Origin of the sequence: Sphingobacterium sp. UGAL515B_05 (genome assembly GCF_033097525.1) — a bacterium.
Lineage (GTDB): Bacteria > Bacteroidota > Bacteroidia > Sphingobacteriales > Sphingobacteriaceae > Sphingobacterium.
Genome location: NZ_CP109907.1, coordinates 2,517,088 through 2,538,683, shown reverse-complemented (window position 1 = coordinate 2,538,683; position 21,596 = coordinate 2,517,088). Strand labels below are relative to the sequence as shown.

General features: G+C 41.4%; 16 protein-coding genes. 8 read left to right on the top strand and 8 right to left on the bottom strand.

What is annotated here, in order from left to right; all coding sequences use genetic code 11:
• Positions 1 to 5: 5 nt before the first annotated feature.
• Positions 6 to 1,919 carry a DUF294 nucleotidyltransferase-like domain-containing protein gene (locus OK025_RS10235; protein ID WP_088163093.1) on the top strand — a complete coding sequence of 638 codons (1,914 nt, stop codon included), beginning with the start codon at positions 6 to 8 and terminating at the stop codon, positions 1,917 to 1,919.
• A 9-nt stretch (positions 1,920 to 1,928) separates the two neighbouring features.
• On the opposite strand, the gene OK025_RS10230 is transcribed toward OK025_RS10235, so the two are convergent.
• The 8 genes from OK025_RS10230 to OK025_RS10195 form a co-directional block, all read right to left on the bottom strand.
• Positions 1,929 to 3,848 carry a family 43 glycosylhydrolase gene (locus OK025_RS10230; RefSeq protein ID WP_317669377.1) on the bottom strand — a complete coding sequence of 640 codons (1,920 nt, stop codon included), beginning with the start codon at positions 3,846 to 3,848 and terminating at the stop codon, positions 1,929 to 1,931.
• A 157-nt stretch (positions 3,849 to 4,005) separates the two neighbouring features.
• Positions 4,006 to 5,967 carry an alpha-L-arabinofuranosidase C-terminal domain-containing protein gene (locus OK025_RS10225; RefSeq protein WP_317669376.1) on the bottom strand — a complete coding sequence of 654 codons (1,962 nt, stop codon included), beginning with the start codon at positions 5,965 to 5,967 and terminating at the stop codon, positions 4,006 to 4,008.
• 106 nt (positions 5,968 to 6,073) lie between these two features.
• A complete protein-coding gene (locus OK025_RS10220; protein WP_317669375.1) occupies positions 6,074 to 7,618 on the bottom strand; it encodes an alpha-N-arabinofuranosidase in 1,545 nt (514 codons plus the stop codon).
• A 10-nt stretch (positions 7,619 to 7,628) separates the two neighbouring features.
• On the bottom strand, positions 7,629 to 8,777 hold the full coding sequence (locus tag OK025_RS10215; RefSeq protein ID WP_317669374.1) for an aldose epimerase family protein: 1,149 nt from the start codon (positions 8,775 to 8,777) through the stop codon (positions 7,629 to 7,631).
• A 95-nt stretch (positions 8,778 to 8,872) separates the two neighbouring features.
• Positions 8,873 to 10,573: a sodium:solute symporter family transporter gene (locus OK025_RS10210; RefSeq protein WP_112374965.1), complete on the bottom strand. Its 1,701-nt coding sequence runs from the start codon at positions 10,571 to 10,573 to the stop codon at positions 8,873 to 8,875.
• Between the two features lie 68 nt (positions 10,574 to 10,641).
• The gene (gene araA / locus OK025_RS10205) at positions 10,642 to 12,144 is read right to left on the bottom strand and encodes an L-arabinose isomerase (protein WP_317669373.1); all 1,503 of its coding nucleotides are present in this window, start codon (positions 12,142 to 12,144) and stop codon (positions 10,642 to 10,644) included.
• Between the two features lie 43 nt (positions 12,145 to 12,187).
• Positions 12,188 to 12,880 (bottom strand): L-ribulose-5-phosphate 4-epimerase, encoded by a 693-nt coding sequence (locus OK025_RS10200; protein WP_317669372.1) that lies wholly within the window; start codon positions 12,878 to 12,880, stop codon positions 12,188 to 12,190.
• Between the two features lie 17 nt (positions 12,881 to 12,897).
• On the bottom strand, positions 12,898 to 13,977 hold the full coding sequence (locus OK025_RS10195) for a ribulokinase (protein WP_317669371.1): 1,080 nt from the start codon (positions 13,975 to 13,977) through the stop codon (positions 12,898 to 12,900).
• Between the two features lie 941 nt (positions 13,978 to 14,918).
• On the opposite strand from OK025_RS10195, the gene OK025_RS10190 reads away from it, so the two are divergent.
• The 7 genes from OK025_RS10190 (at position 14,919) to ilvD (ending at position 21,533) form a co-directional block, all read left to right on the top strand.
• Complete coding sequence (locus tag OK025_RS10190; protein ID WP_201669665.1) at positions 14,919 to 15,623, top strand: NUDIX hydrolase; 705 nt, start codon at positions 14,919 to 14,921, stop codon at positions 15,621 to 15,623.
• 147 nt (positions 15,624 to 15,770) lie between these two features.
• A complete protein-coding gene (locus OK025_RS10185) occupies positions 15,771 to 16,421 on the top strand; it encodes a hypothetical protein (RefSeq protein ID WP_088163102.1) in 651 nt (216 codons plus the stop codon).
• A gap of 367 nt (positions 16,422 to 16,788) precedes the next feature.
• Entirely contained in the window at positions 16,789 to 18,291 is a 1,503-nt protein-coding gene (gene atpD / locus OK025_RS10180; protein ID WP_201669666.1) for a F0F1 ATP synthase subunit beta, read from the top strand.
• A 21-nt stretch (positions 18,292 to 18,312) separates the two neighbouring features.
• Entirely contained in the window at positions 18,313 to 18,561 is a 249-nt protein-coding gene (atpC, locus tag OK025_RS10175; protein ID WP_120335003.1) for an ATP synthase F1 subunit epsilon, read from the top strand.
• Positions 18,562 to 18,959: 398 nt separating this feature from the next.
• Positions 18,960 to 19,145, top strand: coding sequence for a hypothetical protein (locus OK025_RS10170; protein ID WP_317669370.1), 186 nt, complete (start codon positions 18,960 to 18,962; stop codon positions 19,143 to 19,145).
• On the top strand, positions 19,127 to 19,849 hold the full coding sequence (locus OK025_RS10165) for an aminotransferase class IV (RefSeq protein WP_317669369.1): 723 nt from the start codon (positions 19,127 to 19,129) through the stop codon (positions 19,847 to 19,849). The genes OK025_RS10170 and OK025_RS10165 overlap by 19 nt, the downstream gene beginning before the upstream one ends.
• Positions 19,833 to 21,533, top strand: coding sequence for a dihydroxy-acid dehydratase (gene ilvD / locus OK025_RS10160; RefSeq protein ID WP_317669368.1), 1,701 nt, complete (start codon positions 19,833 to 19,835; stop codon positions 21,531 to 21,533). Before OK025_RS10165 ends, ilvD begins: the two co-directional genes overlap by 17 nt.
• The last annotated feature ends 63 nt before the right edge of the window (positions 21,534 to 21,596 follow it).

The window sequence follows — 21,596 nt, the reverse complement described above, 5'->3', positions numbered from 1 at the left end:
TATTCATGGAAAAAAACGAATCCCTCCTATCCTTGCTGAAATCGACCCAACCATTTCAGGTATTGCCCGAAACCCTTCAGCTAAGTATTGTCGATATACTCTATGAACATCGTTTCTCCAAAGACACCTTGGTCTATCGACAGAATATTACCGATATGGACGGAGTAGACTTAATCTTCGAAGGAGAATACGAAACATTTTTTTTAGATGCTTCAGATAATAAACGATTAGTCGAAATCCATCATATGCCTTATTGCTTTGGCGGTATTTCAGTCTTATTGAATCGAACAAAAGCGTTAAAATCTGTCATCGCTAAAAAAGGTACAATCATCTATCGGTTACCGCGGAAAAATTTTATTGAGCTTTGTAATGCCAATGAAGAGTTCTTTCATTTTTTCACCAATTCTTTTGGAAAAAGGATGTTAGATGAGGAGTTTTCACACTTTGTAAAATCCCCAGCTTCTTTTGAGGAGAGCTACTTTGCTGCGGATCAATTGTACTCGCGAAAGATAGAACATATCACTTACAAAGATATTGTTGCCTGTACCGCTGAAACCCCCATTTTTGAGGTTGCAAAGATGATGGCCAAACAAAAGGTAAGTTGTGTGTTTATCAAAGACAAAAATGGTATCATCGGCTATGCTACTGATATGACCTTGCGGGATAATGTCGTGGCGCAACAAATCGCTGTCGACCGCGCGATTATCGAAGTGATGGACAACCCAATTGTTAGTATCTCTGATCAAGCTTACCTGTATGAGGCTGTACTAAAAATGTTCCGAACGAAATCAAGATACCTGCTCGTTGAAAAAGAAGGGAATTACGTTGGATTCCTAAGCCGTAACAGATTATTGAGTGAGCAAGGGCAATCGCCACTCGTATTTATTCAATCGGTCAAACTAGCAGAAACTTTTGACGAATTGCGTGAAAAGTGGAACAACGTTCCAGAAATTATCCATCAACTGCTCGGCAGAGGAGTAAATGCCGAAATTGCCAATCAGGTGATTACAACTGTAGCGGACAGTATTGCACTGAAAGTAATCGAAAAAGTAATCGAAGAGATGGGCGAACCGCCGGCAAAATTTGTCTTCATGGTGACTGGTAGTGAAGGAAGAAAAGAACAGACGCTGATGACAGATCAGGATAATGCGATTATTTATGAAGATAAAGCCAATGAACAGCGCGAGCTCGTCCGAGCGTATTTTTTGAATTTTGCAAGTCGTGTGTCTGATCATTTAAATACAATAGGTTTCAGTTATTGTACAGGAGGATATATGGCCAGCAATCCTGAATGGACACATTCACTATCGCATTGGAAAAACAATTATAAAAAATGGATCGAGGAAAGTATTCCCGAAAATGCAATTAAGTTTTCTACATTCTTTGACTGCCGACGATTATATGGCGACCAAGATATTATAGATCAGCTTAAAGAGTTCCTCAATGTCGAATTACAAAAACCTAATGAGCGTTTTTTTACATTTATCGCAAAAAATGCTCTACAGTATGAACCTCCCTTGACATTTTTTAAGGCGATCAAAACGCAAACCATCGGATCGTCTGAAGTCTTCAACATCAAAAAAGCTATGACACCTATTGTCGATCTGGTTCGTGTATATGCCCTGAAAAACCGAATTTATGAAGAAAATACTGGTGGAAGACTCAAGCAGTTACTCGAATTGGGGATTTTCACGCAGGAACAATATGAAGAATTACATCAATCTTACTATTATCTGATGTCGATTCGCCTGAAAAATCAAGCGAATCAGATTCGGATAGCCAAACTTAGCCCAAACAATTATGTACCGATGGACAGCTTGACAAATATTGAAAAGGCAACCATTAAGGAAATATTTAAAACGATCAATAACTTTCAGCTGGGGATTAAAGTAAAATTCACCAGTAACCTCTTTGGGTAATGGCCCATTTTAATGACTCGGCACGACTGGAAGAATTTTCCCATCTGGACCAAACTGCAATTTGTCCATACACACTTCGCGGTTATACCCAGCAGCTTCGCCCATCGTAATTCCTTTGGGATAGTTAAATCGATGATAAACAATGTACCATTCGTCTTTTCCAGGCAGCTGCAACACCGAATTGTGTCCAGTCCCGTAAATTCCAAGAGCAACATCTTTCTGCAAGATAAGATTATCTTCGGGGATTTGAATGGGTCCCAAAGGAGAGGTTGAAGTTCCATAACGAACCCGATAATTTTCGCTACGTGTATCATTTTCCGACCATAGGAAATAATAAATCCCTTTCCGGAAAAAGACATAAGTTCCTTCACGGAATGTTCTATCGGGGGTCAATAATTTGATCGTATTTTCCTTGATTGTCACCATGTCCTTATTAAGTTCGGCTACAGCAAGATGACCATTTCCCCAATAAAGATAACTCTTATTGGTTTTGGGATCAGTGAAAACAGCTGGATCGATCTCTTGGCCTCCCTTTACGCCATTTGGTTTGAAGTCTATCAGCGGTTTACCTGAATCTTTAAAAGGACCGGTTGGTGAGTCTGCTACTGCAACACCGATTTTCTGAGCTGCTGTAAAATAATAATAATATTTATACCCACCCTTGACTTTCTTCTCTGCGATCGTCGGCGCCCAGGCATGGTGGTTGCCCCATAGGACATCTTTTTTTAAATCTAATATTACTCCCTCATCTTTCCATGCTATCAAATCAGTAGAAGAAAAGGTTTTGAAGTAATATCCCCCCCAACCGTCAAAGCCATCACTCGTTGGATAGATATAATATTTCTTTGTCTTATTAGAGTACAATACATCTGGATCCGCATAAAATCCCTCCAATATAGGATTTTTCACATTGTTCAATGTGATATCAGCTGGTTTTCCCCAATGTTGAATCAATTTATTCAACTCATTTCTTGAAAGCGGTAAAATAGTGCCATGTCTAGGATGAAAATCCATATCAATCTGTTGATCTATTGCTTTAAAATGATCTAGATCCTGAGATTCACAAAACTGGTACTTCCCCTTTTTATAAAGGTCATACATCAAGATATAAGTATCGGATTGATTACGTTTAAAAATTCCAGATCCTTCCACATCGTCTGCAGTTACCTGTTTATAACCCTGTTGTTCAACCCATTTCCCTGACGTCAATGAATCTGTGATCGCCTGTTTTATTCCTTTCCCATTCCCCTCAGTTTTATAAAACAAATGGAATACGCCGTTTTTAACAATAATATCCCCATCTATACAGGATTGACCATTTTTAGGCAAAAACAACACCTTAGGTTCGCCCTCCAGATCCGTAAAATCACGATTAGCATAAGCATAATAAATCACGTCAGGTTGATCTCCATATTTCATGGACCAGTAAACCATATATTTACCGACACCTGGATCAAATATAGTCTGGGGCGCCCAAACCCTTTTTAAGTCTTTCTGCCCTTGATAACGTTGTTGGATGTTAATCACATGATGCTCCCAGTGGATCAAATCTGTAGATTTTAACAAAACCATGGCTCGGTTAGAATCCCATCCTTTGGATGCCGTCATATCCGTTAGCACCATATAAAATGATTTGCCGTCCTCGGTCCGTAAAATATGTGGATCCCTTACGCCACCTGTACTGCTGATGCGTTTAGAATCCAATATGGGCTGATTATTGTTCAGTGCCCTGAATGTATAACCGTCAGTACTAATCGCAAAACATACGGCCTCATCCGCAATTGCATTACCTTTAAAATAGGTAAATAGATAACCCGCAAAATCTTTTTCCGATGGTCCAGCTTTATATTCCTGTGCCGATACGGAACACAAGGCAGCCATCATCAAACCAACAACTCCCATGAGGGATATCAACTTTCTTTTATTCATAAAAAGGTTATTTCATTTGTAAATAGCACATTACTATACCGCGGTTGTTACCCACCCAAATGCGACCGTCACGCTCCCATTTTGTTTTTTTACCTGTGCAAACACGTTATGTGCAAATAGAATCAGGGTAGTAAAAAAGAGTCTACGGATATTCATCTTATTTAACGGACATTTTAATCAAGGTCAAGGAATAGGGTTCAAATGTTTCAACAATCGTCTTTCCCTTATAAGTTACCGTATTTTGTTTTGGACGGATGTTCAATGGTTCCTCGATACTGTTACTCAGGTTGAGGTTGGCGTTGGCCAACGTGATTTTCTCTGCTGTCGCAGCAGGCTTTTTCTTCGAATCTATGTCGAGGTTCACTTTCATCGGTTTACTGTTGTAATTGACGACTTTCACGATAAGCTGTTGCGCAGCTGCATCAAATACTGCAGAAGCATATAGGCTATCTTTGCCAGCAACGAATTCACCATCCCGTTTGATCGGAACAATGCTTGTCCCTTTATTGGTAGCATATAATTTTTGCACGTGGTAGCTCGGTGTTCCATATACCTGCAAGTTATCCACCCAAATTAAATCCGGTGACCACTGCCAGCCATCGACATGGCCGAATAATGGCGCATAAGATGCCATCTCCACGACGTCGCCATTTCGTTCCAGGCCTGTCATGAAAGCGGCTTCCGAGAGGGCCGCCTCCCAGGTACTTTTCCCTGGACCGTTTGGTCGCGTCGTATGCGAAGCGTATTCCCCAGCGAAAATTTTCACCCCATTTCTAGCGTAATTATCATAGCGATTGGCGCTCGAAAGAAACCAGGATGGTGGACGGTAATAATGTTCATCAATGATATTGATATTCATCGCCCGCAGTTGATCATTTAAGAAGTCAAAACGATCTCCTTCGGGATCAGTGCCCGAACTGGCAATAATTTTGATCTCTGGATGCTTTTCGTTTAATGCTTTCTTGAAGACGGCCAACCGTTCGATATATTGCGGGCCCCAATTTTCATTGCCAACCCCCAGCATTTTGAGGTGAAAAGGCTCAGGGTGCCCCATATCCGCCCGTAATTTCCCCCATTTTGTATCTGTTGTACCATTAGCAAATTCAATCAGATCCAAAGCGTCTTGCACATAGGTATCAAGTTCGTCCAATGGGACAAGTTCTCCGGTATTAAATTGGCAGGCCATACCGCAATTGAGAATGGGAACTGGGGAGGCTCCAATATCTTCTGCCAGTAAAAAGTATTCATAAAATCCTAAACCAAAGGTCTGAAAATAATCAGGTGTAAGCCGATGGCTGAATTCGGTATTCCACCGGTTGATAATCAATTCCCTTTCCGTTATTGGTCCAACAGTTTTTTTCCATTGAAAGCGATTAGCCAAATCTTTCCCTTCAACAATACAGCCTCCAGGAAAACGGATAAAGCCGGGTTTCATATCGGCAAGCATCTGAACCATATCTTTACGTAAACCCTTCGGTCTTCCTTTCCAGGTGTCTACTGGAAATAACGAAAGCATATCCACGTCTAAGGTACCCGCCCCTGTAAACCAAACATTTAATTTGGCTTTATCTGTCGTCTGGTTGACAGGAAATTTGACTGCAGCTTCAGACCATGATCCGTCGGGTTCAAGAGGAAGCTCAGCTGCGCCAATAACTTTATTCTGTTGATCGAGCAGCTCAACATGGATTTTCATCCCCTTAGCTGCACTTTGGTATTGTACAGAGAACTCATATGCTGCCCCCGCTTTCACCCCCATTCCTCTAAAGCCTTCATTTTGTAGTCCTAATTTCAGATTAGCCGCATTGTTTATCCTTAAATAACGTTTGTTCCCTTTACGTTTGCTATCGTTTAGCAGGAGGTAGGTTCCCTCAGGACCATTTTCGAGCTTTTTCCATCCCATCCAAGGCTGATCAAACTCAAATGATCTATTCTTTACTAATTCAGCGTAAATTCCCCCATCGGCACCAAGATTGATATCTTCAAAAAAGACACCCCACATATGTGGCGATATTTTGCCTGTAGGTTTATCCAACGCTATATTTAATGTTATCGGTGACTGTGCCATTGCTGAAGAGCTCAAGCTCGCTAACAGTAACAGTATTGACACTACTCTTTTCATCCCTATATGTATTTGTTCATCAATAATTTATTATTTCAGGTTTTTACACCAACTCTAACAGCATAAATAGGTTAGCACGACATGACAACCCTATCAAAATTGGCTGTTATATTAATTCCAATACAATAACTGAAAATGCCGGAATGTCCACTTCAATGGTACCATTCACTGCCTTTGCCCTATTGTACACAACAGGTTTAATTGTTGTGGGTTTCTTGAAGGAATTATAATCGCGTAGATTCTCCGCGGTAAGGATTCGGCCTGAAATTTTTGCAGCTTTCACTGAACCGAGATCCACACGTACCTTATTATTCTTTTTCGGATCAATATTTACCAAGGAGATATGAGTACGGCCCTGCTTGTCTTGTGACGCTGAAACCGAAACGGCCGGAATTTTTTCCTGGTTAAATTCAAAATCCGTTGATTGAAGGGAAATAGGAATCAACTTGGCATCCTGATGTACCTTATACATTTCCATCACATGATAAGTCGGCGTCAAAATCATATTCTTTCCTTCTGTTAGAATAACCGCCTGCAATACATTCACAGCCTGCGCTAGATTGGCCATCTTCACCCGACGAGCATGATTGTTAAAGATATTGAGCGTCATTCCCGCAATCATGGCATCACGCATGGTATTTTGTTGGTAGAGAAAACCAGGGTTCGTACCGGGCTCTACCGCATACCAGCCCCCCCATTCGTCTACGATCAGATCCACAAGTCCTTTCGGATCGTATTTGTCCATAATGGCGATATTCTTCTCCACCAGCTCATTCATAAACCAAGCTGATTTCATGGTTCTAAAATATTCCTCTTCCGAATATTGAGTTGCTGAGCCCTTGTTATCCCAGTTGATCACCGCATAGTGATGAAGCCCCATGCCTTTCATCAAACCACTCGGAATTTTCTTCATGAGAGTCTCCGTCCAATTATAATCTGCACTATTGGCTCCTGATGCTATCCGATACAAACCACTTCCATTGGTCCAATCCGACATAAAAGTGGCGTATTTGCGATAAATGTCGGTATAGTAATCGGCGGTCATATTTCCGCCACAGCCCCAAGCTTCATTTCCTACGCCCCAGAATTTTACCTTCCAAGGTTCCTGTCGACCATTTTTTCGTCGCCAATCTGACATGGGGCTTTCTCCTTTAAAATTCACATATTGGACCCAGTCGGCAAGCTCCTGTACCTCGCCGCTACCCACATTACCCGCCAGATAAGGTTCCGCACCAAGCAATTCACACATATTGAGAAAATCGTGTGTGCCAAAAGAATTATCCTCTGTCACGCCACCCCACCAGTTGTTTACGATAGCAGGCCGTTGCGCTTTGGGCCCAACTCCATCCTTCCAATGATAGGTATCGGCAAAACATCCACCCGGCCAACGTAAATTGGGAATGTTCAAATTCTTAAGGGCTTCGATAACATCTTTCCGGACACCATCAGCATGCGGAATTGAGTCATTTTTCTCACCGACATAAAATCCATCATAAATACAGCGTCCCAAGTGCTCGGCGAAATGTCCATAGATATGTCGACTTATAGTCTGCTCCTGTTGCGGCGTTTCTAATCTTACACTACTCTGTCCATACAGTAATCCAGTGGCCAGCGTAAAAACAACGCCTAATTTTAATCTTAGCTTTATCATATAGATTTTATTATTTCACACTGAATTGGTAGGTTGTTTTTGAACTATATTTTTCTCCAGGTTTTAACACCGTTGATGTAAAATTGGGGTGATTTGGTGCATCTGGAAAATGTTGTGTCTCCAAACAGAAAGCAGAACGGAATGGATACACTTTTCCCTCTTTCCCTTTAGGGTCAGAATCTTTCATAAAATTACCACTGTAAAACTGTAAACCAGGTTCGGTTGTGTAGATGTCCATTTCAATACCCGTTTTCGCAGCATACACCTGTGCGACCTTCTGGAAACCATCCTTCTTGTTTAGTTCAAAATTATGGTCATAGCCTTTTCCGATCTTCAGTTGTGCATTTTCATCTTCAATACGAGCACCAATACGTGTAGGTTTTGTAAAATCGAATGCTGTGCCCGCTACAGGCAAACTCTTTCCAGTTGGAATCAAGGTATTGTCAACTTCGGTAATTGCCTTTGCATCAATCTGAAGTTCATGATCCAGAATAGAAGAATCTCCTGCCCCATTGAGGTTAAAATAAGCATGGTTGGTCAGATTTAAGACCGTCTCTTTATCTGTTGTCGCCTGATAGGCGATGGCCAAAGCACCGTTGTCCTCCAGGGTATAGGTAACCTCCATCTTGACCGTTCCCGGATAACCCGCTTCTTTATCAGGTGAGGTATAGGCTAATGTGATTGATGTCGAAGTGCTACTGACTACATCCCACACTTTATTGTAAACGCCATTGGTACCGCCATGAAGTGAATTCTCGCCATCATTCTTTTCTAAAGAATACACCTCTCCATTCAGTTTAAATGATGCTTTGCCAATCCGATTCCCGTAACGCCCTACAATTGCGCCGTAAAAATTATTATAGTTATCCTTGTATTCATTGGCCGAATCATAGCCCAAAATCACATCAGTCAATTTACCGTCTTTATCTGGCACTTTTAAACTTACCAGGCGTGCGCCATAATTTGTCAATGTAATAGCGAGTTTGTCATTCTTGAGCTGGAATAGTTTAACTTCTTTACCGTCAATCTGGCTATCAAAAGCTTGGTTGGAGGCAGAGTCAGCCAAGGTCGCTGCTTGCTTACTTTGAGTTGATGAAGACTGGCAGCCATAAGCCAATGAAGCACAAGTCAACAAACCAATAATAATTTTCTTATTCATCTGCAATTAAGTTTTACCCCATCGGTCTGATGGAGGCTTCCTAATTTTAATTAGGAATGGTTCATAATTAGTTAATTATTCAAATGGCAACATTTCTACCAAAAACGCACATAGATAGCAGTCACCAACAATAAAGTCACAACAATTAATGCCAATACGGACGGTTCCACTTTAAACATCGATCGATCCAATACAAAAGCTTTTGGATTAACTTTTGGTCCAAATAAGCTGACAGCAATCATAGCGATCATCGTAAACACAAATGCTAGTCCCATACATATCTGAAATGGAATTTCATAAACACCCGCCTTGTTAAGATATGCCGTATAGATCCATGTTTCTGGCCCGAAAACTTTTGTTGCAAACTCATTGAAAAATATCGACAATGCAAATCCCGTAACAAGGCCTGTAATGGCAGCTGCACCCGTAGTCCTTTTCCAGAACATACCGAGCAAAAACATTGCAAAAACACCCGGACTGATAAAACCTGTATATTTTTGGATAAAAGTAAATCCTCCGGCACCACCGATGCCCAGCGCATCATTCCAGGTAAATAAAACAGAAAGTAGAATAGAGATCACAATTGTTATCTTTCCAACCCAGACCATTTTTGCTTCGCTCGCATCTTTATTGATGTATTTTTTAAAGATATCCAGTGTAAAGATCGTTGCGATACTATTTGCCTTTCCGGCCAATCCGGCCACAATAGCTGCTGTAAGCGCCGCCAGTGCTAGTCCTTTCATTCCATTTGGCAGATAGCCCAATATTGCCGAGTACGCATTATCGGCATGAAACACCCCTCCAGGAGCCATTTCGTGTTGCAACGCACCATTTTTATAAAGCACATAAGCAGCTATTCCTGGAAGCATGACGATAATCGGCATAAACAATTTTAGAAATCCTGCAAAAAGAATCCCTGTGCGTGCCGTCTTTAAATCAGCTCCCAGAGCGCGTTGTGTGATGTATTGGTTACAGCCCCAGTAATTTAGGTTAACAATCCAGATCCCGGCAAGGTACATCCCTATTCCAGGCAGCATCAGATATTTATTGATATCTTCCTGACTGGCACCCGGCCCTGGCTTATCGACAAATAGGTTAAAATGCTCCGGCGAATCTTCCATCAGTTTATTAAATCCCGCTAAGGCATCTTGGCCCAAACCAAAATGTTCACTGACCAAAGTCAATGCCACATAGGTCGTCGCTATACCACCTATAATTAATACAACAACCTGAATAACATCTGTAAAGCCAATAACACGCATTCCGCCCAAAGTAATGATAACGGCAAATACGGCTAGAGCAACTGTAATGGTGTGGAAGCTGTCGCCACCTCCGGCCATGCTGGAGATTGCAATGGCGCCTAAATATAAAATGGAGGTCAGATTGACAAAAACGTACAAAAACAACCAGAAGATTGCCATAATAAGACTCGTTGTTTCATTGTATCGGTTGTTCAAAAACTGAGGCATCGTAAAAATTTTGTTTTTCAGATAGACCGGAATAAACCAAACCGCAACAATAATTAGCGCTACCGCAGCAATGAGCTCATAAGCGGCTACAGCAATACCGACCTCAAATCCATTACCGCTCATACCAATAAACTGCTCAGCAGAAATATTCGATGCGATCAACGAAGAGCCTATGGCCCACCAGGTAAGTGATCCCTCCGCCAGAAAGTAGTCCTTGCTACTGCTTAAACTATTCGTCTTTTTACGATAAATCCAGTAGCCATAACCGGCTACAATAAAGAAGTAAATTACGAAGATGATGTAATCTACCGTTGCAAATTTTTCCATATGTCCCAAATTGGTTATTATCAATAAGCCATCTATACCCGAAGAGCAGGTATAAATGGCTTAGGCTATTATTTACTGAGTAAATAATATAGTTCATTCCATTTCAATTGATCTTCGAGCTTCGCTACCGTAGTATCCTCGTCGATCAATACATATTCCAGTCCGGCAATACGTGCAAAATCTTCCAGGTATTCGGGTGTTAAGCTCAAGCTGTAGGCTGTATGATGTGCCCCCCCTGCCACAATCCAGGCACTGCAACCTGTTTTCATATCAGGAAGCGGTTTCCATAACACACGCGCAACAGGAAGCTTAGGTAACTCTTCTTCCACAGCAACACCTTGTACTTTATTCACGATCAAACGAAAACGCGTTCCCATATCGACCAAAGAGGCATTCAATGCATCTCCGCTCTGCCCATTGAAAACCAAACGGGCAGGATCTGCCTTGCCGCCAATTCCTAGCGGATGTACTTCTATACGTGGTTTTCCAGTTGCTAAAGCTGGGTCCACTTCTAACATATGTGAGCCAAGTACCATGGGATTCTGCGGATCAAAATGGTAGGTGTAGTCCTCCATAAATGCGGTCGTTCCCGCTAATCCTGCTCCCATCACTTTGCAAGCGCGCACCAAAGCCGGGGTCTTCCAATCCCCTTCGCCGGCAAAACCATATCCCTCAGCCATTAAACGTTGTACCGCCAAGCCCGGAAGTTGTACCATCCCATGCAGATCCTCAAAAGTATCCGTAAAGCCTTTAAAGTTTCCTTGTTCCAAAAATTTCCTTAGGCCAATTTCTATTTTAGCAGCCTCGATGAGGTTATCGTGATATTCACCACCAGCTTTCACATTTTCGGCTAGTTCATAAGTCGCTTCGTACTCGGCTAATAATGCCGCGATTTCCGCTTCCGTGCTCGCATTGATAACCGCTACCAGATCACCAATGGCATAGGTGTTTACTGCGAAACCAAATTGCGACTCTGCCTCTACTTTATCGCCGTCCGTAACAGCCACATAACGCATGTTATCGCCAAATCGTGCAAATTTAGCACCTTGCCAGTCGTGCCATCCTGCGGCTGCACGCGCCCAAACATTAATCCGTTCCAGCACTTCCGCATCTTGCCAATGCCCGGTTACAACTTTACGACCTATTTTTAAGCGGCTAACGATATGTCCAAATTCACGATCCCCATGCGCACTTTGGTTGAGATTCATAAAATCCATATCGATACTATTCCATGGGATATCCTGGTTATACTGCGTATGCAGATGCAACAATGGCTTTTGCAAGGCTTTTAATCCTCTGATCCACATCTTTGCAGGTGAAAATGTATGCATCCAGGTAATAACCCCGATACAGTTTTTTTCATTGTTGGCGGCTGCCAACGTTGCATAAATCTCGTCCGTATTTTTTACGATCGGTTTATATTTTACCGCTACTGGAATCGCTGCTTGGCTATGTAAATAATTGGCTATTTCCTCAGCATGTAGGGCAACTTGTCGCAAGGTTTCTTCACCGTATAGGTCTTGGCTTCCCACGACAAACCAGACCTCAAGCTCTTTTAAATTGATATTCATGTTAAATTGTAGTTTTTGCTATAGATTTTTTTATTACCGAAAATTATTGACCATAATAGGCGTTGGCCCCATGCTTCCGTTCGTAATGCTTTTTGATCAGTGCAGGCTTTAATCGAGGCGCATTCGGATTGATCTGTTCTGTCAACCAAGCCATTTTAGCAACCTGTTCCAAAACCGCACTGTTATAAACAGACTTTGTCCCAGTTTTACCCCAGGCAAACGGCGCGTGGTTACCAACGAGAATCATTTCCACTTCTTTATAGTCCAGCTTATTTTCGACAAAGTGATTGATAATCTGAAACCCCGTTTCATGTTCGTAGTTTCCGGCGATCATCTCATCGTTCATTGGTGGAGCACAGGGGATGTCTACCGTCAAATGATCGGCATGTGTCGTTCCGAAAATGGGAATATCCCGTTGCGCCTGTGCCCATGCTGTCGCATAGGTGGAGTGTGTGTGGGTGATCCCACCGATTTCCTTCCAATGTTTATACAGTAGCGCATGAGTTTTCGTATCAGATGATGGCCTAAGATTCCCCTCAACCACCTGACCATCAAAGTCTACAATCACCATATGTTCCGGTGATAGCTCTTCATATGGAACCCCACTTGGTTTAATCGCAAACACTTCCTGACGGCGATCGACAACACTCACATTTCCAAATGTAAAAAGCACCAATCCCAGCTGGGGTAATTGCATATTGCAATGGTAGGCTTCTTCTTTAATTGAATTATACATGATTAAAATTTGAATGGTTAAACAGTAATGGCTAGCGATTCCTTTCCTTCGATGAAAGCTCCCAAAGCCTTGTAATGTTCATAGCGTTCGGCGTAGATGGTTACCCATTTTTCCTCAGGTATATAAGTTCGTTCAAAACCTTGCCCCATTGCCTTCATGGCATCCTCGACCCGGTCATATAAACCAGCCGCTGTTGCGGCGAACATTGCGGCGCCAATGGCACAAGTCTGTTCACTTTTATGAATACGAATAGGCATATTCATCACATTGGCCATCATTTGCATAATAAAGGGGGATTTCTTTGCAACTCCGCCTAAACCGATCAAGCCTTTTACCGGAATACCCTGTTCCACGAAACGGTCAACAATAGCCTTTGCGCCAAAACAAGTTGCTTCGACAATTGCTCTGAAGATCCGAGGAGCATCTGTTCCGAGGTGCAAACCTGTAATCGCTCCTTTCAAGGATTGATCCGCATCCGGAGTTCGACGACCATTGAGCCAGTCCAATGCTAATTCAGATGTTGCCGTTACGGGAAGTAATGCAGCCTGCTCACTTAGGCTGAACAAGAGTTTCTCCTCCAGGGTTGCCATCAACTGTTCACGCGTATGCGCTTCGATCTCTTCAATATCTTGTATCAAATTTTTCGTTGGCCACAGTAACACCTGTTTCAGCCAAGCGTAAGCATCTCCAAATGCCGATTGCCCAGCTTCCATACCGATCATTCCCGGTATAATCGAACCGTCTACCTGACCGCAGATTCCCCTGACCAACATATGCTGAACCTCCTCCTTCGGGGCAACTAGCATATCGCAGGTCGATGTCCCCATTACCTTACTCAGATAATATGGCTCTATTTGTCCCCCTACTGCCCCCATATGACAGTCAAATGCACCTACTCCGACAACGACCGAGGTTGTAAGACCTAATCGTTGCGCCCATTCTTCCGAAAGCTGACCAGCAGATTGATCAGCAGTGTATGTTTCGGAAAACAAACGATCAACCAAACCATCCAGCAATGGATCAAGTGTTGAAAAGAAAGAATTTGGCGGTAGGCCATCAAATTCTTCGGCCCAAAGCGATTTATGCCCGCTGAACAAACCCCACGCTTCATCGCAGACACCTGTTTTCCTCCCGTCAATAGAAATGGAATATAATCGCAATGCTCAACCCAGCTATATGTGGCGGCACGGACTTTTTCATCTGCTCTAAAAACATGAAGTAATTTGGCCCAGAACCATTCCGAAGAGTATACTCCGCCCACATACTTCAAATAATCCACCGAACTATTTTGATTGTGCAGGTTAATTTCTTTGGCCTCTCCAACAGCTGTATGATCTTTCCATAAAACAAACATGGCATTGGGGTTGTCTTTAAACTCGTCCAACAACGCCAATGGAACCCCGGCTGCGTTTACGGCAACTGGAGTAGATCCCGTTGTATCCACAGAAATTGCTTTTACAGCTGCGCCAATATTGTCGATTTCCGATTTGAGCAAACAATCTTTTATTGTTGCTTCCAAGCCTTCGATATAATCCAAGGGGTGCTGCCTAAACTGACTTAAAGCAGCATCACAATACTCCCCTCTTTTCCAACGCGGGTAGTAAAATACAGAAGAAGCTATCTCCTCGCCATTGTTAGCATCAACCAATACCGAACGGACCGAATCACTTCCATAGTCCACCCCAATGACATACGATTTATTCATTTTTGCTGAATTTGGTTTATAACTTATAATTGTCTCTAACGCCTTATTTTTCAATCCCCTCCTTTCTGAAGTTCGCCTTGAAAAAATAATTAGTGTCAAATAAACATTTATTTTTTTAAATATGAAAGAAAATTTTCATATTTAAAAAATAGAGCTAACTTCATAGCAGCAAATTATGGTTAACCCAAATTCCTGACATAGGCGTATAAAAGCCTTTTAAAGGGATGTATCAGACAATTATTATACTTATTTTTAGCTATTTACTTTTTTACATAGTTTTGCTCGTGGAATAAATGGGGTGATGTCAGATAAAAAAAGATAAAACGATAGACGATGGAATATTATAAAAAAGATTCAGGGATCCTTTTGGCAGTAGACTGTATCATATTTGGATTTAACGGCGAATCCCTTGAAGTACTTTTAATTAAACGTGATTTCGAACCCGAACGAAATAAATGGAGTCTGATGGGTGGTTTCGTTCAATCTGACGAAAGCCCGGAAGAGGCGGCGAGCCGTGTGCTCAAACAGTTAACAGGGCTTGAAAATGTATACATGGAGCAATGTAGTGTATTCGGTGAACCTAAGCGTGAACCTAGCGACCGGGTTGTCAGTATCTGTTATTTTGCGCTGATTGATACGCAGCAATATCAACATATCCTCAGTGACGATTACGAAGCCCAATGGTTTCCATTACAGGAGCACCCAACACTGATCTTCGATCATGATCAGATGATCGCTTCGGCACAGCACCGTCTACGCATGAAAGCAGCTTTGTATCCGATATTATTTGAACTGCTGCCTGAGAAATTCACAATTCCCCAGATTGCAGCACTCTATGAGGGTGTTTACAATATCGAGTTGGATAAGCGCAATTTCAGCCGAAAACTGCTTTCCTCAGACCTCATCATCAAACTGGAAGAAAAAGATAAGGAAAACTCAAAAAAAGGAGCCTACTATTTCAAACTAAATACGGCAATCTATAAGGAAAAGATCATGTCCTTTTTACGGTATTTGCCAAGTTGGTCTATCGAATCATGATAAAGTAACGGGAAATGACCTACGAGAATTGGAATATATTTCACTTAACATTTTCGTTTTTTCAATAATTCCTTATATTTATCACAGGTATATCCTAGTTTTACAATTAGGATAAGCTAGATTAACGCATTTTATAAAATAAACAACATGAGCAAATTGAGATTAGCATTTATATTCTTTACGATTTTATTTATTTCATCACATACGCTATTGAAGGCACAAACTCCCGCTGCGGCTCCAGCCACTACAGCAGCACAACAGGATAATGCCTTCAAATATAGCCCGGATGGATTAAAAAAAGGAAGTTTGGCAAATCAATTTGACCACCTGAATTATATTTCGAAAAACAACTATGATTTCAAGATGGTACGAAAAACCAATCTTGATATTGTGAAACGAAATGTAATTGATACCGTAGCAAAACTCCACAAGGAAATCAGCTCTTTAAAATCATCTTCAAGCAACTATACATCCAATACCAAAACTTTACAAGATTCAATTCAGGTTTTAAAGGATCAGCTGGCACAGGAGAAGGAAAAAACAGAAAGTTTCTCTTTCTTGGGAATCAATACATCTAAAACTTTTTACAATACTGTTGTCTGGACGATCATTGCGGTATTGGCAGTAGCAGCATTTATCTTTTTATTTTCTTACCGGAAAGCGAAAGTGGACACGGTGGAATTCCAAAAAACGGCCGAACAGTCGCAAGAGGAATTCGCTACCTTCCGCAAAAAATCGATGGAAAAGGAACAACTGCTCAAGCGCCAGTTGCAGGACGAACTAAACAAAAAAATCTAGTCCTGCTTTCATAAAATAGCAGCTTTATTGTGACCGACCTGTAACGAATCCTAGAGACACTCCGTTACAGGTCGGTTTTATTTAATCAGGTTTCACTCCTAAATACGAACAAAAGATTCAGTGAAGTAAAGCTGTAAACTTAAAAAATACCTAGCCGGATAAAAGAGAAAAACTATATTTGCAGGTATAGAAATCGAAACATACAGAATTACAATCGATAACATTTTGACCTACATTAATAAAATTGTAATTTAATTGCAAATTCTATTTGTTTTTAAAAACGAATAACCTTATTTTTGCTGACCAAAAAAGAGGCCTTTTATGTCTCTTATATAAAATTGATTAATAAATATTTAGTCCCTATAATATGCCCAAGATTGGTAAAATAGCGCAGATTATCGGCCCAGTTGTTGACGTCAACTTCGCCGACAGTGAAAATCTACCTAAAATTTACGATGCATTGTACATTCAAAAAGAAAATGGACAACGTGTTGTATTAGAAGTTCAACAACACTTAGGTCAGGATCGTGTACGTACAATTGCCATGGACGCAACTGAAGGTTTAGTTCGCGGAATGGAAGTTGTCGATACTGGTGCTCCTATCAAAATGCCTGTTGGTGAAGAAATCAAAGGTCGTGTATTCAATGTAGTTGGTGATGCCATAGACGGGATCCAAAATTTGAATAAAGAGAATGGTCGTCCTATCCACAACGTACCTCCTAAATTCGAAGATTTGTCAACTGAATCCGAAGTACTTTTTACTGGTATCAAAGTTATTGACCTTTTAGAGCCATATGCTAAAGGTGGTAAAATTGGTTTATTCGGTGGTGCCGGTGTAGGTAAAACTGTATTAATCCAAGAATTAATCAACAATATCGCAAAAGGCCACGGTGGTCTTTCTGTATTTGCCGGTGTAGGTGAACGTACACGTGAAGGAAATGACTTATTGCGCGAGATGTTGGAGTCTGGTATCATCAAATATGGTGAGCACTTTATGGAAGGCATGGAAAAAGGCGAATGGCCTTTGGATACTGTTGACCACGAGTTGATGAAAGATTCTAAATGTACTTTCGTATTCGGTCAAATGAACGAGCCTCCTGGTGCACGTGCACGTGTTGCTTTATCAGGTTTGACAATTGCGGAATACTTCCGTGACGGTGATGGCGAAGGTCAAGGCCGTGACGTATTATTCTTCATCGATAATATCTTCCGTTTTACACAAGCAGGTTCTGAAGTATCTGCCCTTTTGGGTCGTATGCCTTCAGCCGTAGGTTACCAACCAACATTGGCAACTGAGATGGGTTTAATGCAAGAACGTATTACATCAACTAAAAACGGTTCTATCACTTCAGTACAAGCAGTCTATGTACCTGCCGATGACTTAACTGACCCTGCGCCAGCGACAACTTTCGCTCACTTGGACGCAACTACAGTATTGTCCCGTAAAATCGCTGAGCTAGGTATCTACCCTGCTGTGGATCCTTTGGATTCTACATCACGTATCCTTTCTCCTGCCGTTTTAGGTAACGAACACTATAATACTGCACAACGTGTAAAAGAAATTCTTCAACGTTATAAAGAATTGCAAGATATCATCGCCATCTTAGGTATGGACGAATTATCTGAAGAAGATAAATTGACAGTACACCGCGCACGTCGTGTTCAACGTTTCTTATCACAACCTTTCCACGTTGCAGAACAATTTACAGGTTTAAAAGGTGTATTGGTAGACATCAAAGATACCATCAAAGGTTTCAATATGATCATTGACGGTGAAGTAGATGAGTACCCTGAAGCTGCCTTCAACTTAGTAGGTAACATCGATGATGCTATCGAAAAAGGTAAAAAATTATTAGCAGAAGCAGTTTAATCTAGATTATATCTAAGAATAATGAAATTAACAATTATCACTCCAGACAAATTAGCATTCGAAGGCGAAGTAACATCCGTTACTGTACCGGGCACTGCGGGTTCTTTTCAAATTTTGAAAGACCACGCTGCCATTGTTTCTACTTTGGAAGATGGAAAAGTAATTATTCAACAAGGTAAAGGTGGACAAGAAGTGTTCATTAAAGGTGGTGTTGTGGAAGCAAAAGACAATGTCATTACCGTGCTTGCTGAAGGAATTATCGGAGATTAAATCAAATCGATTTTATAAAATCTAAAAAGCTTCCGATAGAAATATCGGAAGCTTTTTTTTTAAAGTTTTTTTGACATTTTCTTCATTTTAGGAAGAAAATTGGCCATTGTAACAAAAAATAATTTTTTGCACCTGTAGACCAATTTTAAATATGGTATACGACTAACAAAATATAAAACCGAATAAAACGAATTTTTGTAAAATAAAATTTCATAAAAATAGATTTAATGAAATTTTATTCTAAATACAAAATTAGCACTTTACCTATTGCCAATTATTGTAATTCCTGCTACCTTGAGGAAATGAAAATCGAAAGTTTTTATAGAAGCTTGAGATAGCATGATTTACCACCAATATTACAACAAAGGGAACTATTATACTTAGGTAAATTTTGGGTTATGAAATATTACGACAAAAACACATTGATCTATTTGGACGGAGCTTTTGTAAAAGCTTCCGAAGCGGCATTGGATCCCTTTGCACAGTCATTGCATTACGGATATGCTGTATTCGATGGTTTACGTGCGTATAATACCCACAATGGCCCCGTATATTTAAAGCTGACATGCATTTCGATCGCTTAAAGAGATCGTGTGAAGCAGTTAATATTCCCTATCGTTGGAGCAACCGAGAGCTGATCGACATCTGTTATGAGCTCCTGGCCAACAACAACCTAAGAGAAGCTTATATACGTCCATTGGTATTGACCGGTTCAAATATGCACCTAACCTCATCAACCGAAGCAAGCATCATGATGGCAGCATGGGAATGGGGACCATATCTTGGTCAAAACCTATTAAAGGTATGTATCTCTGATATCAAAAGACCTAATCCAAAGTCGTTTAAAATTGACTCGAAGATCTCTGGGCAATATGTAAACTCCATCCTTGCGACAACAGAAGCCATCAGGAAGGGTTACGACGAAGCGTTAATGCTCGACCACGAAGGCTACGTTGCCCAAGCATCCAGTGAAAATATTTTCATCGAAAAGGATTTCAAAATCTATACGCCGCCAGCGAAGAATATCTTCCCGGGCATTACACGCCAGACTGTAAAAAACATCTGTAAAAAATTAAACTTCGAAGTCATTGAAAAGCAATTGACAGTAGAAGACATTTACACTGCTGACAGCGCTTTCTTATGCGGGACTGCGGCAGAAATTATCGGAATCAAACAAGTCGATGATGTCATCTACAAAGAAGCCTGGGAACACAGCATAGGTGCATCAATCCAAAGAAGATATAAAAATTTAGTATTAGAGAACGAAAATTATGAAGTCATCATCTAACGGCGAAAACGCAATGAACAAATACAGCCGTACATTTACACAAGACGAAACGCAACCTGCTGCAAAAGCAATGCTTTATGGTATCGGTCTTACAGATGCCGACATGGACAAAGCACAGGTCGGTATTGCCAGCATGGGATATGATGGTAATACGTGTAATATGCACTTAAATGATTTGGCACAAATCGTCAAGAAGGGCGTTTGGAACAATGATTTAGTGGGTTTGACCTTTGGAACCATTGGCGTCAGTGACGGTATGAGTAACGGTACCGATGGGATGCGTTATTCGTTGGTAAGTCGTGATGTGATCGCTGATAGTATCGAAACGATCTGTGGTGGACAATATTATGATGGCTTGATCTCTATTCCTGGCTGTGACAAAAACATGCCCGGTGCTATTATGGCAATGGCCCGTTTGGACCGTCCTTCGTTAATGGTATATGGCGGTACTATCGCTCCAGGCCACTATAAAGGTGAAGAATTAAACATTGTGTCTGCATTTGAAGCATTGGGACAACGCATCTGCGGCAATCTTTCCGATGAAGACTATGAAGGCATTATCAAACATACCTGCCCTGGTGCTGGTGCTTGTGGCGGAATGTATACAGCAAATACCATGGCTTCGGCAATTGAAGCCTTGGGAATGAGCTTACCGTACTCATCTTCCAACCCTGCGATCTCGGAAGAAAAGAAAAATGAATGTTTGGAAGCAGGGAAGCATATCCGCACACTGCTTGAGAAAGATATCAAGCCCTCTGATATCATGACACGTAAAGCATTTGAGAACGCGCTACGTACCATTGTTATCTTGGGCGGTAGTACCAATGCTGTACTTCACTTTATCGCAATAGGCAAAGCTGTAGGCGTAGATATCACGCAAGACGACTTTCAACGCATGAGTGACGAAACCCCTGTATTAGCTGACTTCAAACCATCCGGTAAATACTTGATGCAAGATCTGCAGCAATTTGGTGGAACTCCTGCTGTCATGAAATATCTTTTAAATGAAGGTTTACTTCATGGCGACTGTATTACGGTAACAGGAAAAACGGTCGCTGAAAACTTGGCTGATGTTAAATCAATCATGGAATATGACCAACCGATTATCAAACCATTGAGCGATCCAATCAAGGCTACAGGACACTTACAGATTCTTTATGGGAACTTAGCAGAGAAAGGTTCTGTAGCCAAGATCTCCGGTAAAGAAGGTGAAAAATTCACTGGTCCTGCACGCGTATTCGATGGCGAGCATGATTTAGTGGCCGGTATTGCATCTGGTAGAATCAAACCAGGCGATGTTGTCGTGATCAAAAATGAAGGTCCTGTTGGAGCACCAGGCATGCCTGAAATGCTTAAACCAACCTCCTTGATTATTGGTGCCGGTCTTGGTAAATCTGTTGCTTTAATTACCGATGGCCGTTTCTCAGGTGGAACACATGGTTTTGTCGTAGGGCATATCACACCAGAATCTTACAAAGGCGGATTAATCGGTCTTGTACATGATGATGACATTATCGAGATCGATGCAGTGAATAACAGCATCAATGTGCTGCTTTCCGATGAAGAGATCGCGCAACGCCGTGCCGCTTGGGTACAACCAGCGTTAAAAGTTAACAAAGGTGTTTTATACAAATACGCTAAAACTGTTGCCGATGCCTCAGAAGGCTGTGTAACGGATCAGTAGAAAATAAAAACAGAGACATTAAGCAATAGAGACCTAAACAATCGATGCTTAATGTCTCAGATC

Coding starts and splice junctions, on each gene's coding strand:
- OK025_RS10235 (WP_088163093.1), top strand. CDS start 6: ATGGAAAAAAACGAATCCCTCCTATCCTTGCTGAAATCGACCCAACCA.
- OK025_RS10230 (WP_317669377.1), bottom strand. CDS start 3,848: ATGAATAAAAGAAAGTTGATATCCCTCATGGGAGTTGTTGGTTTGATG.
- OK025_RS10225 (WP_317669376.1), bottom strand. CDS start 5,967: ATGAAAAGAGTAGTGTCAATACTGTTACTGTTAGCGAGCTTGAGCTCT.
- OK025_RS10220 (WP_317669375.1), bottom strand. CDS start 7,618: ATGATAAAGCTAAGATTAAAATTAGGCGTTGTTTTTACGCTGGCCACT.
- OK025_RS10215 (WP_317669374.1), bottom strand. CDS start 8,777: ATGAATAAGAAAATTATTATTGGTTTGTTGACTTGTGCTTCATTGGCT.
- OK025_RS10210 (WP_112374965.1), bottom strand. CDS start 10,573: ATGGAAAAATTTGCAACGGTAGATTACATCATCTTCGTAATTTACTTC.
- araA (WP_317669373.1), bottom strand. CDS start 12,144: ATGAATATCAATTTAAAAGAGCTTGAGGTCTGGTTTGTCGTGGGAAGC.
- OK025_RS10200 (WP_317669372.1), bottom strand. CDS start 12,880: ATGTATAATTCAATTAAAGAAGAAGCCTACCATTGCAATATGCAATTA.
- OK025_RS10190 (WP_201669665.1), top strand. CDS start 14,919: ATGGAATATTATAAAAAAGATTCAGGGATCCTTTTGGCAGTAGACTGT.
- OK025_RS10185 (WP_088163102.1), top strand. CDS start 15,771: ATGAGCAAATTGAGATTAGCATTTATATTCTTTACGATTTTATTTATT.
- atpD (WP_201669666.1), top strand. CDS start 16,789: ATGCCCAAGATTGGTAAAATAGCGCAGATTATCGGCCCAGTTGTTGAC.
- atpC (WP_120335003.1), top strand. CDS start 18,313: ATGAAATTAACAATTATCACTCCAGACAAATTAGCATTCGAAGGCGAA.
- OK025_RS10170 (WP_317669370.1), top strand. CDS start 18,960: ATGAAATATTACGACAAAAACACATTGATCTATTTGGACGGAGCTTTT.
- OK025_RS10165 (WP_317669369.1), top strand. CDS start 19,127: ATGCATTTCGATCGCTTAAAGAGATCGTGTGAAGCAGTTAATATTCCC.
- ilvD (WP_317669368.1), top strand. CDS start 19,833: ATGAAGTCATCATCTAACGGCGAAAACGCAATGAACAAATACAGCCGT.